The sequence below is a fragment of the Tardiphaga sp. 20_F10_N6_6 genome (assembly GCF_052076045.1).
GTDB classification, from domain to species: Bacteria; Pseudomonadota; Alphaproteobacteria; order Rhizobiales; family Xanthobacteraceae; genus Tardiphaga; species Tardiphaga robiniae.
In genome coordinates this window covers 5,017,992-5,031,802 of the sequence record NZ_CP197239.1, presented here as the reverse complement: position 1 = coordinate 5,031,802, position 13,811 = coordinate 5,017,992, and the positions used below count along the sequence as shown (strand labels likewise).

The window sequence follows — 13,811 nt, the reverse complement described above, 5'->3', positions numbered from 1 at the left end:
CTCCTAGACCCGGCCAAGCGCGAAACCGCGCGCGATGTAATTGCGGACGAACCAGATGACGAGGGCACCGGGGATGATGGTCAGCACGCCGGCAGCGGCGAGCAGGCCCCAATCCATACCGGAGGCCGACACGGTACGCGTCATGACCGCGGAAATCGGCTTGGCATTCACCGAGGTCAGCGTGCGCGCCAGCAGCAGTTCGACCCAGGAGAACATAAAGCAGAAGAAGGCAGCGACGCCGATGCCCGACGCGATCAACGGCACGAGAATCTTCACGAAGAACTTCGGGAATGAGTAGCCATCGAGAAATGCCGTCTCGTCGATCTCGCGCGGCACGCCGGACACGAAGCCTTCGAGGATCCATACTGCGAGCGGCACGTTGAACAGGCAATGCGCCAGCGCCACGGCCCATGGCGTGTCGAACAGGCCGATGGCCGAATAGAGATTGAAGAACGGCAGCGCGAATACGGCGGGCGGCGCCATCCGGTTCGACAGCAGCCAGAAGAACAGGTGCTTGTCGCCGAGGAAACGATAGCGCGAGAACGCATAAGCCGCCGGCAGCGCGAAAGAGATAGACAGGATGGTGTTGATGATGACGTATTTCAGCGAATTGATGTAACCGGAATACCAGCTCTCGTCGGTGAAGATGCGGGTATAGTTCTCCAGCGTCGGCTGGTGCGGCCACAGCGTCATGGTCGAGACGATCTCGCCATTGGTCTTGAAGCTCATATTGACGAGCCAGTAGATCGGCAGCAGCAAGAACACCAAAAACAGTAACAGGATAATGCGACGCCCAGGGATCGTATGCATCAGACCGCTCCCTCGCGCTTGGTGTGATCGACGCCGGCATTGGTCATCACGGTGTAGAATATCCAGCACACGATCAGCACGATGATGTTGTAGACCAGCGACAGCGCCGCAGCCTTGCCGAGATCGAACTGGCCGAGCGCGATCTTGACAAGCTCAATGGAGACGAAGGTGGTCGAATTGCCGGGACCGCCGCCGGTGACCACGAAGGGCTCGGTATAGATCATGAAACTATCCATGAAACGCAACAGTACGCCGATCAGCAACACGCGATTGAGCTTGGGTAGCTGGATAGCTCGGAAAACTGCCCAGCGCGAAGCGCCATCGATCTGTGCCGCCTGATAATAAGCGTCGGGAATCGACTTCAAGCCGGCATAGCACAGCAGCGCGACGAGGCTGGTCCAGTGCCAAACATCCATCACGATGACAGTCGCCCAGGCGTCGAACTCGTTCGACACATAGTTATAGTCGATGCCCATGTGATTGAGCGTGTAGCCGAGCAGGCCAATGTCGGGCCGCCCGAAGATCTGCCAGATGGTGCCGACCACGTTCCATGGAATCAAAAGCGGCAGCGCGAGGATCACGAGGCAGGCTGCGACGCGCCAGCCGTCACGCGGCATCGACAACGCGACCAGAATGCCGAGTGGCACTTCGATGGCGAGGATGATCGCGGAGAAGGCCAGATTGCGCAGCAGGGACGCGTAGAAGCGCCCGCCGAGATCGCTGGACGGATCAAGCAGCTCCTTAAACCAGCCGACGCCGTTCCAGAAGAATTGGTTGTTGCCGAAGGTGTCCTGCACCGAATAGTTCACGACCGTCATCAGCGGCAGCACCGCGGAGAACGCCACGATGAGAAACACCGGCAGGACGAGGAACCAGGCTTTTTGATTGACGGTTTTGTCCATCATGCAACCCCTTCGACAAGGCGGCTGTCAGCATAAACGTGCACCCGGCTGGGATCGAACACCAGCCCGACATCGCTCCCCGCAATAGAAAATCCCTGAGGGACGCGCGCGGCGAACTTGACGCCGCCGATGCGGACGCGCGCGAAACTGATGCGACCAAGATCGTCGACCCGCTCGACCTGCGCCAACAGCAAGCCTGGTGCGGGCGTCGCAACATGGACAAATTCGGGGCGAACGCCGATTTCGATTGTCGCGCCCGCTGGCAACTTGTCGTAGCTGCGCTGCAGCGCGATCACGTGCCCGCCGATACGCGCCTCGCGGCCGCTGACTTCGGCCGGCACGATATTCATGCCGGGCGAGCCGATGAAATAGCCGACGAATGTATGTGCGGGCTTGTCGAACAATTCCTGCGGCGTGCCGGACTGTACGACACGGCCGTCATGCATCACCACCACCGTATCGGCAAAGGTCAACGCTTCGGTTTGATCGTGAGTTACATAGATCATCGTCAGATCCAGCGCGCGGTGCAGCGCCTTCAGCTTCGACCGCAATTCCCATTTCAGGGCGGGATCGATCACTGTCAGCGGCTCGTCGAACAGCACGGCGGCGACATCGGAGCGCACCAGACCGCGGCCGAGCGAGATCTTCTGCTTGGCATCGGGCGTTAGCCGCGTCGCCTTGCGACCCAGATAAGGCGTGAGATCGAGTAGTTCGCCGATCTCGGCGACACGTGCATCGATCTGCGCCTTCGGCACGCCGCGATTCTTCAGCGGAAAAGCGAGATTCTCGCCGACCGTCATGGTGTCGTAGATGACCGGGAACTGGAACACCTGCGCGATGTTCCGCTTCTGGGTCGACAGCGGCGTGATGTCCTTACCGTCGAACAGGATCTGGCCGCGCGTCGGCGTCACGATGCCGGAGATCAAATTGAGCAGCGTGGTCTTGCCGCAACCGGATGGGCCGAGCAGCGCATAGGCACCGCCCTGCCGCCAGGTCATGGAGATCGGCTTCAGCGCGAATGATTCCGGGTCGGCATCATTGCCGCTGTAGGACTGCGCGAGATCGACGAGATCGATGCGGGCCATGTTACGCTCCCTGCGTGCTGTTGGGAGCGGCAACCAGACGGTCGCGGCTATCGAAGACGAACAGATTGGCGGGATCGAGCACGGCGTCTAGCATGTGGCCGGGCAGGAATTCATGCACGCCCTGTAGCACCGCAACCCAATTCGACGCATCGCGTTTCAGATGGACGAAGCTTTCCGACCCGGTGATTTCGGTCACGGTCACTTCCGCAGGAAATGCATGCCGTCCGGCGAGACCACTGGCGACTTCGAGCTGATGCGCGCGGAAGCCAACACGATAGCTGCCGTCGGCAAGGTTTGCGTAGAGCCCGCTGGCGGGCGCCGTCGCGCCACCGGCATAGTGCACATTTCCGTTCTTCTTCTCGATCGCCACCAGATTAAGCGGCGGATCGGAGAACACTTCGGCGGCCTTGAGAGTCTCGGGATGGCGATAGACTTTGGAGGTCTGGCCGACCTGCAAAACCTGGCCTTCCCACAGACACACGGTGCTGCCGCCCAACAAAAGCGCTTCGGAAGGCTCCGTCGTCGCATAGACAAAGATCGCGCCGGAGGCCTCGAATATCTTCGGCAGTTCGGTGCGCAATTCCTCGCGGAGCTTGTAGTCGAGATTGGCGAGCGGCTCGTCGAGCAGCACGAGATCGGCACCCTTGACCAGCGCGCGGGCAATGGCGGTGCGCTGCTGCTGGCCACCGGAGAGCTGCAGCGGCGTGCGCTTCAGATAGGGCTCAAGCTTGAGCAAGGCCGCGGCTTCGTGCACGCGGGTTTCAATCTCGGCTTTCGGCTTGCCCTGCACGCGCAGCGGCGAGGCGATGTTCTCATAGACCGTCAGCGAAGGGTAATTGATGAACTGCTGATAGACCATCGCCACCGAGCGCTTGCGGATATCAACGCCGGTGACGTCCTTGCCATCGACCAGCACACGACCTTGGGTCGGCTTATCGAGCCCGGCCAGCAACCGCATGATCGAGGTCTTGCCGGCCAATGTCGGCCCGAGCAGCACGTTCAGTGTGCCCCTTTCCAGCGTCAGCGACACGTCACGGATCGTCGTGACGCCATCGACCATCTGCGAGACGTGATCCAGTGCGACGCTCATGACCGCGCTCCCGCTTCGCGCATTGGATTGGCGGGCTGGGCGCGATTAGCCTGCAGCCATTGATCGAGAGCCGCGATCTCTTCCTTCGACAGGCGCAGACCGAGTTTGGAACGGCGCCACACGATATCCTCGGCACTGACGGCCCATTCATTGGCCATGAGATAGCGCACTTCGCGCTCGGTCAGCGTTGCGCCAAAGGCCTGACCTAGATCGACCGGCGATTTCGCGGTGCCCAGCATCTTTGCGGCGCGCGTGCCATAGGCATGTGCCAGCCGGTTGGCATGGGCCGGCGTCAGGAACGGATAGTCGCGCAACAATTCGGCGATCAGCGCATCGACCGCGGAGACATCGAAATCACCGCCAGGCAGCGTGGCATGGGTCGTCCAGCCTTCCCTGGCCTTGGTGCCCTTCAGATACGGCGCAAGCTTCTGCAAGGCTTCTTCAGCAAGGCGGCGATAGGTCGTGATCTTGCCACCATAAATCGACAGCAGCGGCAGGCCGCCGGGCAGATCGAGCTCGAACACATAGTCGCGCGTCGCCGCCTTGGCCTCGTTGGCGCCGTCGTCATAGAGCGGGCGCACGCCGGAATAGGTCCACACCACGTCTTCGGCCAGCACGGGCCTGGCGAGATATTCGCTGACCGACTTGCAGAGATAATTGATCTCGTCGGCAGAGATTTTCACATCGGCGGGATCGCCGTCATAATCGATATCGGTGGTACCGATCAGGGTGAAATCGTCCTGATAGGGAATCGCAAACACGATACGACCATCGGCGTTCTGGAAGATGTAGGCACGATCGTGGCTGTAAAGTTTCGGCACCACGATATGCGAGCCCTGCACGAGGCGGACTTTCGCCTTCGCATTGACGCCGGCACCGACCGCCAGAACATTCTCGACCCACGGACCACCGGCATTGACCAGCGTGCGCGCACTGATGGTCGAGCGGTCGCCCGTCGCCGTATCCTGCACCGTGACCTGCCACATCCCGTCGGCCTGCCTGATCTCGGTTGCGCGCGTGCGCGTGCGGATCTCAGCGCCCCGGTCGGCGGCATCACGCGCAGTGAGCACGACAAGGCGCGCATCATCTACCGAGCAGTCGGAATATTCAAAGCCACGCTTGAACCGGCCGGGCGCCAGCGGCTTGCCGGTCTCGTCGCGGGTGAGATCGAGTGTGCGCGTCGGGGGCAGAAGTTTACGGCCGCCGATATGGTCGTAGAGGAACAAGCCCAAGCGCAGCAGCCAGGCGGGCCGCAGACCGGCGTGATGCGGCAGCACGAAACGCAAGGGGCGGATGATATGCGGCGCGATCTGCCAGAGAACTTCGCGCTCCAGCAGCGCGTGGCGCACCAATTTGAAGTCGTAATATTCGAGGTAGCGCAACCCGCCATGGATGAGCTTGGTCGACCACGACGAGGTGCCGCTGGCCAGATCGTTCATCTCGCAAAGGAACACGGAATTGCCTCGGCCGACGGCGTCGCGGGCGATGCCGCAGCCGTTCACACCACCACCAATGATTGCGAGGTCGTAGATCTGACCCACCCCGTCTCCCCTCCTGCGCCAATTGTCTGGCGCCTTCCTTCGGACGCGCCATCTTCGCTTTCAGCGATTTGGCTTTCGCTTTCGATTAAACCACAACCTAAAACGAAAGCAACTGGCGTTTTCGGGATCTGAACAGGGTCTAAAGCGGGGTCGGCTCGGGTTCCAGGTCGTCCGCATCGTCGGCGGAGCCCGGCAGGGCGGCGATCACCTGAACGCCCCGGCTCCGGCAGATCTCCTGCAAGGAGGGCGGCAGCGGCACGTCGGTGACGAAGGTCTGGATCTGGCTGATATGGGCGATGCGCACGGCCGCCGAGCGCCGCAGCTTGGTCGAATCGCAGACCAGCATGACATTGCGGGCATTGGCGATGATCGCCTGCGCCGCCTGCACCTCGCGATAGTCGAAGTCGAGCAGCGCACCCTCCTCGTCAATCGCCGAGGCGCCGATGATGGCGTAATCGACCTTGAATTGGCCAATCAGCTTGATCGCCGTGGAGCCGATCACCGCACCATCGGAGCGACGCACGGTACCGCCGGCGACAATCACCTCGATATGCGGGTGACGATAGAGCATCATCGCAACATTGAGGTTGTTGGTAATGACCAGCAGGTTTTCGTGATTGGTCAGCGCGCTGGCGACTTCTTCCGTGGTGGTCCCGATATTGATGAACAGCGACGAGCCATTGGGAATCTGCGCCGCGGCAGCGACGCCGATGGCTTTCTTCTCTTCGGCGGCTACGAATCGCCGCGCTTCATAAGCAAGGTTTTCCACGCCGGAGGCGACGATGGCGCCGCCGTGAATGCGCGTCAGCAGGCGCTGGTCGCAGAGATCGTTGAGATCCTTGCGGATGGTCTGTGCGGACACCTCGAAGCGCCGCACCAGGTCGTCGACCATCACGCGGCCAAAGGCGCGCGCGTGATTCAGGATTTCGGATTGGCGATGGGTCAGGCCAGCAGTCACGACAGCACCTCGGATCGAACGGTTCCATGGTGCGGGTGTTGGCGGCAATGGTCAACGCATCACCGGCGCATGCGCCATGCGCGCCGCCGCCGCGATGTCGTCAGAGAATCGCCCTCTAGGGCGTCACAGCCGCTTGGATACCCTGCGCGAACTGAAAGGCAGCGCGTTCAGCTTCGCGCGCATTGCGAAACAGCTGGCCTTCCATCGGGTTGAAACGGTGAGACGCAGCGAAGAACCTGTACCCACCGGGATCGCGAACCACGATGCCGGCAGCCTGCGATGAGACTTCGATGATATAAGTGTCTGACATGGCGGCCCCCTACGCGATAGACGATGCATATTCCGGGCCACTAACTGCAGAGGAGGTATTTCGTTCCCGCCGGTGTTTAGAATTGCTCAGGTCGAGATCGTCGCGTCCGGACGCTTGATCACCTGCGGGCGCCCGGCCTCGTCAATGGACACGAAGGTGAAATTGCCGTCGGTCACCAGGATCGGGGCGTTTTCGTTGCGGCGAAGCACCCAGGCCTCGATATGCACGGTAAGTGACGTGCGGCCCATCCGCACCAGTTCCGCATGCACGGACACGACGTCACCGACATGAACGGCCTTGCGGAAGGTCATCGCCTCGATGGCGACGGTGACGGTGCGCGTCTTCGCCACCTTGGCGGCAAAGATGCCGCCGCCGAGATCCATCTGGCTGAGCAGCCAGCCGCCAAAGATATCGCCATTGGCATTGGTATCTGCCGGCATCGCCACCGTGCGGATGGTGAGATCGCCGGTCGGTTCCGCATCCAGCCCCGTCACTGGCTGCGTCGTTGATTCAGTCATGAGCAAAGCCTGCCGCAAATTGAGTCATCATTTAAAGGTTTCCCAGCCGGCATCCGGCGAGAAGCGATCGCCGAACCGGGCCGCCAGCGTGCGCAGCGTGGCGGTGATATTCTCGGTTCCACGAGTCCGCGCATAGTTCAGCGGGCCGCCGCGGAATGGCGCGTAACCTGTTCCGAAAATCATTGCGCCATCGACCACATCGGGGTTGTCGACGATGCCTTCGCGCAGACAGGCGACGCAGACATTGGACATCGGCAGCACCAGGCGATCGATCATCTCCTGTGTCGGACGCGCGGTGGCAACCGCACTGGAACTCTTCTCGGCCTTGCCGTCGCGCCACGTATAGAAGCCCTTGCCAGTCTTCTTGCCGAGCTCGCCCTTGTTGACCTTCTCGCGCAGCCAGGCCGGCGTCGGCGGCAGCAGATCGCCGAACTTCGAGCGCAGCATGTCGCCCACCGCGAGGCAGATATCGAGGCCGACCTGATCGGCCAGTTCGATGGGCCCCATCGGCATGCCGAACTGTTCGGCGGCGGCGTCGATGGTTTCCTTGTCGACTTTCTCCTCCATCAGCATCATCGCCTCGAGCATGTAGGGCGTGAGCGCGCGATTGACGAGGAAACCCGGCGAACTCTTCACCGGCAGCGGCAGGCGATCGATAGCGCCGACAAAGGCCGTGGCCTTCTTCAGCATCTCCGCATCGACGCCGTCATGGCTGACGACCTCGACAAGCTGCAGGCGCGACACCGGATTGAAGAAATGCAATCCCAGCAGCCGCTCCGGCCGCGCCAGTGTGCTGCGCAGATCCTGCAGCGGAATGCTCGATGTATTGGTGGCGAGGATCGCATCCGGCTTCATGCGCGGCTCAATGCCCGCATAGACCTTCTGCTTCAGTTCGAGCTTTTCCGACACCGCCTCGATGATGAGATCCGCAGTACGGACGCCCTCACCGTCCATATCGGGGATCAGGCGATCCAGCGTATCACGCTGATCGGTGCGCTTGCGGATGATCTTGCTGTAGAGATCGGCGGCGCGCTTCATGGCGCCCGCGATCGGCTCGGGCTTCATGTCGGCCAGCGTGACGCGGATATCCTGATGCGCGCACCACGCCGCGATGTCACCGCCCATGGCGCCCGCGCCGATGACGTGGACATGTTTGATGGTGTTGCCGTCACCGGCGAGCTTCTTCATCTGCTCGCGCAGGAAGAAGACGCGAATCAGGTTCTGCGCCGTCGGCGTCACCATCAGCCGGGCGAAGGACACCTTCTCGGCATTGAGCATCGCCGCGCGGTCGCCGCCGTGCTTCTCCCACAGCTCGATCAGTGCATAAGGTGCGGGATAGTGCTCGCGCGGCGCAGCCTTGCTGGCCTCCGCGACCATGCGCGAGGCGAGAATCCCGCGCATCGGCGAGAAGTTCATGATCGGGATCAACGCACTCGGCTTGGCGCGCTTGAGCTTGCCGAACACCGCATCGCGCACGGCGTTACGGACATGGCGCTCCTCGGTCACCGCATCGACAAGACCGATCGCCTTCGCCTTGCGCGCGTCTATGGTCTTGCCGGTCAGCATCAGCGGCATCGCCTGTATCGGATTGACCAGATGCGTGAAGCGCGCCGTGCCACCCAAACCTGGATGCAGGCCGAGCATGACTTCCGGAAAACCGAAGCGCGCACCATCGATGGCGATGCGCATCTGGCAGGCCAGCGCCACTTCGAGGCCGCCGCCCAGGCAGAAACCGTGAATGACGGCCACCGTCGGGATCTTCAGCGCCTCGAAACGATCGATCACCGCATGAGCGCGGCTGATCTGCGTTTCCACTTCCAATGGGTCGCTGGCGCCGCGAAATTCATTGACGTCGGCGCCGGCAATGAAGCCGGAAGTCTTGGCCGAACGAACCACGATGCCAGTCGGGCGCTGAGCTTCCAGCGCGTTCAGCACCTGATCGAATTCTTCCAGCACCACAGCCGACAGCGTATTGGCGCTGGCATCGGCGCGGTCAAACAACAGCCACGCGATGCCATCGGCATCGCGCGTCAGCTTGAAGTGGCGATAAGCGCCCGATGTGTCGGGAGCCGGCCCGAGTTCGAGCACGCGATCCCCAAGAACGTCCATGATCTTGCTGTCCATGACGCCCTCACACCGTCTCGATCAACATCGCGCCACCGAGGCCGCCGCCGATACATTCGGTAGCGATACCCCGCTTGGTGCCAAGCCGCTTCATCGCATTGACGAGATGCAGCACAATACGGTTGCCGGACGTGCCGACGGGATGGCCGAGGCTGATCGCACCGCCATCGACATTGAGCCTGGCACGATCGATCTCGCCGGCGGCGCCATCGAGGCCGAGCACCTCGCGGCAGAATTTTTCGTCCTTCCAGGCGGCGAGACAGCCGAGTACCTGCGTGGCGAAGGCTTCGTTCAACTCCCAGGTCTCGATGTCCTGAATCGTCATGTTGTTGCGCTTCAACAGATCGTTCGACGACAACACCGGACCGAGCCCCATGATCGACGGATCGAGCGCAGACCACTGGCTGTCGACGATCACCGCCTTCGGCGTAAGACCATGTTTCGCCACCGCGTCTTCGGACGCAAGGATCGTCCATGACGCACCATCGGTGATCTGCGAGGAATTGCCCGCGGTGACCTGCCCCCACGGACGTTCGAAGACCGGCTTCAGTGTCGCGAGCTTGTCTACCGACGAATCCGCGCGGACGCCGTCATCGTGGTCGTAGAAATTGCCCTTGCGATCGAAGGCGGTTTCGACCTCACCCTTCAGCCAGCCCTGTTCCTGCGCATGCGCAAGGCGCTTGTGGCTTTCGACGGCATAGGCATCGGCCTGCGCACGCGTGATGCCGAACAGGTGCCCGACCTTCTCGGCGGTCTGGCCCATATTGAGGTCGGTGATCGGATCGGTGAGACCGCGCTCGAGGCCGATGATCGGCTTGAAATAAGCCGGCCGGGCCTTGGCGATCGCCGCCACCTTGCCGAGCACACCCTTGGCCATCGCGAGGCCGGCGAACCAGCGCACGCCGTTCTGCGGCCAGACCAGCGGCGCATGGCTGAGCGCTTCGGCGCCGCCAGCGAGGACCAGATCGGCATTGCCTTCGCGGATGTAGCGATAGCCGGTGTCGATCGACTGCATGCCGGAGCCGCAATTGATCTGCACGGTGAAGGCCACCATCGCCTCGCCCATACCGAGCCGAAGCGCGGCGACGCGCGCAGGATTCATCTCGTCGGCGATGACATTGACGCAGCCGAGGATCACCTGATCGAAGGCATTTGGTGCAAATGGCTGCCGTGCCAGCAGCGGGCGTCCGCATTGCACGGCGAGATCGACAGGGGTGAACGGGCCGGGGCCGCTGCGCGCCTTCAGGAACGGCGTGCGGCTGCCGTCGACGATATAGACTGGTCTTGTCATGAAAGTCTTGCCATCAGCTTGCTGCCCGCTGCTCACCAAGTTCCTGGAAGAACTGGTGCACGTTATCGGACTTCTTATAGCCGGGCGACAGCTCTTCCGGCGCGAAGTGATCGACCTCGATCACCAGCTTGACGGCTTCCTGCGCAGCGGCGAGCTTTTCGCCCTCGGCTTGAGTGATGACGCCCTGTGTCACTGCATCCTTCCAGTTCTTGAGCTTCGCCGTCCGAATGCGCTTGGCAATATCGTCACTCGATGTCACCAGTTTGAACGCCTTCTCAAGCCGCGCGAGACCGCGGTCATCATCCACATGCGACAGATCCGGCGTCAGGCGATCGCGCGTCGCCGACGGCTCCAGGATCATCTGCGCGCAGCGATGCACCACGCGGTCCGAAGGCCCGAGCACCGATGCACCATATGGCTGCACGATGAATTTGAGGATGCCGGCGACAAAGCGGTTCGGCAGGTTGGCCAGAATCTCCGCAAAGCGGTTCTCGATGGTCTTGAAGCCGGACGCCATACACCATTCAAGTGCCGGCAGGTCGTCCTGCTGGCGGCCTTCGTCCTCCCAGCGCTTCAGCGCAGCCGAGAGCAGATAAAGCTCGGAGAGAATATCGCCGAACCGCGCCGACAGCATTTCCTTGCGCTTCAACGCTCCGCCGAGCGTCAGCAACGCCATGTCCGCGGACAATGCGAAGGCCGAGGAATAACGCGAGAGCTGGCGATAGAACTGTGTAGCATCGCCAGCATCCGGCGCAGGCGCGAATACGCCACCGGTCCAGCAGCGGCCCCAAGCGCGGAACAGCGTGGTGACGCTGTGGCCGATATGTTTCCAGAACGCGGTGTCGAAGGCCTCTAAGCCCTTCGCCTTGTCGGAATCGCCGAGCGCATTCATTTCCTGCAGCAGATAAGGATGCGCGCGGATGGCGCCCTGCCCGAACACAATGAGATTACGCGTCAGGATGTTGGCGCCCTCAACCGTGATGCCCACCGGCACCGCGCGATAGAGATTGCCCATATAGTTCTGCGGGCCGTCGATGACGGCCTTGCCGCCATGGATGTCCATGGCATCATCGATGGCCAGGCGCATACGCTCGGTGGCATGCAGCTTCATGATGCCGGAGATAACCGCGGGACGATGGCCTTGATTGAGCGCCGCCGAGGTCAGGCGCCGTGCGGCATCGAGCAGATAGGCCGTGCCGGCGATGCGGGCGAGCGGCTCCTCGATGCCTTCGAACTTGCTGATCGAAATGTTGAACTGTTCGCGGATGCGGGCATAGGCACCAGTGGTGCGCGCGGCATAGGCGGCACCGGCCGCAGACAGGGACGGCAATGAGATGCCACGGCCGGCGGCGAGCGCCGACATCAGCATCTTCCAACCCTGACCAAGCCGCTCCTGACCGCCGATGATGTAGTCGAGCGGGATGAAAACGTCGCGGCCCCAGTTCGGGCCGTTCTGGAACACCTGCATCGACGGTAGATGGCGCTGGCCGATCTCGACGCCCGGAAGATCATGCGGGATCAGCGCAACTGTGATGCCAAGCTCATCCTGTGAGCCCACGAGGTGATCGGGGTCATAGGCCTTGAAGGCGAGACCGATCAGCGTCGCGACCGGGCCGAGCGTGATGTAGCGCTTGTGCCAGTTGAGGCGCAGGCCCAGAACCTCCTGGCCTTCGAACGTGCCCTTGCAGATGATGCCGCTGTCGATCATCGAGGCCGCGTCCGAGCCCGCTTCCGGGCTGGTGAGGCCGAAACAGGGAATGTCGCGTCCATCGGCAAGGCGCGGCAGCCAGCGCTGGCGCTGCGCGTCGGTGCCGAACTTCATCAGCAGTTCGCCGGGGCCGAGCGAGTTGGGCACCATCACGGTGACGGCGGCGACCACCGACCGCGACGAAATCTTGCGCACCACTTCCGAATGCGCATAAGGCGAGAAGCCGAGACCTCCGAATTCCTTCGGAATGATCATGCCGAAGAACTTTTCGCGCTTGATGAACTCCCAGACGTCCGGCGGCAGATCGCGCAATTCCCAATTGATCTTCCAGTCGTCGATCATCTCGCAGAGGCGATCCACCGGCCCGGTCATGAAGGCCTGTTCTTCGTCCGTCAGTGTGGCCGGCTTGACGGCGAGCAGCTTGGCCCAGTTCGGATTGCCGGTGAACAGATCCGCATCCCACCAGACGTCGCCGGCTTCCAGCGCCTCGCGCTCGGTATCCGACATTTTCGGTAGCACGCCCTTGGCCCAGCCAAAGATCGGCTTGGTGAGATAATCACGGCGCAAGCTGGACGAGCTCATGGAGGCTTCCTCTCAATCGAGACGACCAGCAGTCCGGGCGGACCACGGGCGCCAAAAGGCAGACGCTCTTAGCGGGACGGTGTCGGTGTCACCTTAGCTTTCGCATTGAAATTCAAGCGAAATTTGACAGCATCGAGCCATCATTAACGACAGGATACCGCAACGGTTCCCGAAAGGCGATTTCCCGCCGCGTGACCAGTGGTCGCGCGACCGAAATGCCGGAAGAATAGCCGGCCTCAGTCCGGCCGGTTCATCTCGAACATGGCGTCCTGCTTGATGTGGAAATAGTCGCCGCGGCGGCCGGCGCGCAGGATCGGGCCAGCCAATGCAGTCTGATAGACGCCGTCCACAATCAGGGTCTTGTCGATATGCACGGCGACGACCTCACCCATGGTGAGGAAGGCGTTGGCCGAGGCACCGTTCGCGCCCTTGAGTTCGATGATCTGAGTCACCTTGCATTCGAAAGCGACCCGGCTCTCGCCGACACGAGGTACGTTCACCAGCTTGCTCGGCACCGGCGTCAGGCCGGCGATCTCGAATTCATCGACTTCCGGGCCGACATGCGCCGCCGTGGCGTTCATCTGCTTGGCCAGATCCATGGTGGCCAAATTCCAAACGAATTCCTTCGTCGCCTGCATGTTGCGGGCGGAGTCCTTGATCCCGATGCTGGAAAAGCCGATCAGCGGCGGCGTGTAGTTGAAGGCGTTGAAGAAGCTGTATGGCGCCAGATTAACGTGGCCATTGGCATCCCGGGAGGAGACCCACCCGATCGGACGCGGACCGATGATGGCATTGAAGGGATCGTGCTTGAGGCCGTGGCCGTTGACGGGCTCGTAAGAATGCAGATCGAATGCGGTCACGCGGAAGATCCCCTGAATTGACGTCAGAGAGA

At 61.9% G+C, this 13,811-nt stretch carries 12 protein-coding genes; all 12 read right to left on the bottom strand.

Annotation, left to right across the window (positions count from 1 at the left end; translation table 11 throughout):
- Positions 1–3: 3 nt before the first annotated feature.
- The 12 genes from AB7813_RS24060 to AB7813_RS24005 all read right to left on the bottom strand — a co-directional run bounded on the left by AB7813_RS24060 (position 4) and on the right by AB7813_RS24005 (position 13,779).
- Positions 4–810 (bottom strand): carbohydrate ABC transporter permease, encoded by an 807-nt coding sequence (locus AB7813_RS24060; protein ID WP_120288339.1) that lies wholly within the window; start codon positions 808–810, stop codon positions 4–6.
- Positions 810–1,712, bottom strand: coding sequence for a carbohydrate ABC transporter permease (locus tag AB7813_RS24055; protein WP_068733714.1), 903 nt, complete (start codon positions 1,710–1,712; stop codon positions 810–812). Before AB7813_RS24055 ends, AB7813_RS24060 begins: the two co-directional genes overlap by 1 nt.
- On the bottom strand, positions 1,712–2,797 hold the full coding sequence (locus AB7813_RS24050) for an ABC transporter ATP-binding protein (RefSeq protein ID WP_439079278.1): 1,086 nt from the start codon (positions 2,795–2,797) through the stop codon (positions 1,712–1,714). Before AB7813_RS24050 ends, AB7813_RS24055 begins: the two co-directional genes overlap by 1 nt.
- A 1-nt stretch (position 2,798) precedes the next feature.
- Positions 2,799–3,887 (bottom strand): ABC transporter ATP-binding protein, encoded by a 1,089-nt coding sequence (locus AB7813_RS24045; protein WP_441228568.1) that lies wholly within the window; start codon positions 3,885–3,887, stop codon positions 2,799–2,801.
- Entirely contained in the window at positions 3,884–5,428 is a 1,545-nt protein-coding gene (gene glpD, locus AB7813_RS24040; RefSeq protein WP_441228567.1) for a glycerol-3-phosphate dehydrogenase, read from the bottom strand. The genes AB7813_RS24045 and glpD overlap by 4 nt, the downstream gene beginning before the upstream one ends.
- A gap of 139 nt (positions 5,429–5,567) precedes the next feature.
- A complete protein-coding gene (locus AB7813_RS24035) occupies positions 5,568–6,386 on the bottom strand; it encodes a DeoR/GlpR family DNA-binding transcription regulator (protein WP_441228566.1) in 819 nt (272 codons plus the stop codon).
- A 115-nt stretch (positions 6,387–6,501) separates the two neighbouring features.
- The gene (locus AB7813_RS24030) at positions 6,502–6,696 is read right to left on the bottom strand and encodes a hypothetical protein (protein ID WP_093759633.1); all 195 of its coding nucleotides are present in this window, start codon (positions 6,694–6,696) and stop codon (positions 6,502–6,504) included.
- Positions 6,697–6,782: 86 nt separating this feature from the next.
- Positions 6,783–7,214 carry an acyl-CoA thioesterase gene (locus AB7813_RS24025; protein ID WP_093759634.1) on the bottom strand — a complete coding sequence of 144 codons (432 nt, stop codon included), beginning with the start codon at positions 7,212–7,214 and terminating at the stop codon, positions 6,783–6,785.
- 27 nt (positions 7,215–7,241) lie between these two features.
- Entirely contained in the window at positions 7,242–9,338 is a 2,097-nt protein-coding gene (locus AB7813_RS24020) for a 3-hydroxyacyl-CoA dehydrogenase NAD-binding domain-containing protein (RefSeq protein WP_441228565.1), read from the bottom strand.
- Between the two features lie 7 nt (positions 9,339–9,345).
- Complete coding sequence (locus tag AB7813_RS24015) at positions 9,346–10,629, bottom strand: acetyl-CoA C-acetyltransferase (RefSeq protein WP_441228564.1); 1,284 nt, start codon at positions 10,627–10,629, stop codon at positions 9,346–9,348.
- Positions 10,630–10,642: 13 nt separating this feature from the next.
- On the bottom strand, positions 10,643–12,919 hold the full coding sequence (locus tag AB7813_RS24010; RefSeq protein ID WP_441228563.1) for an acyl-CoA dehydrogenase: 2,277 nt from the start codon (positions 12,917–12,919) through the stop codon (positions 10,643–10,645).
- A 236-nt stretch (positions 12,920–13,155) separates the two neighbouring features.
- Positions 13,156–13,779 (bottom strand): flavin reductase family protein, encoded by a 624-nt coding sequence (locus AB7813_RS24005; RefSeq protein ID WP_439062100.1) that lies wholly within the window; start codon positions 13,777–13,779, stop codon positions 13,156–13,158.
- Positions 13,780–13,811 lie beyond the last annotated feature (32 nt).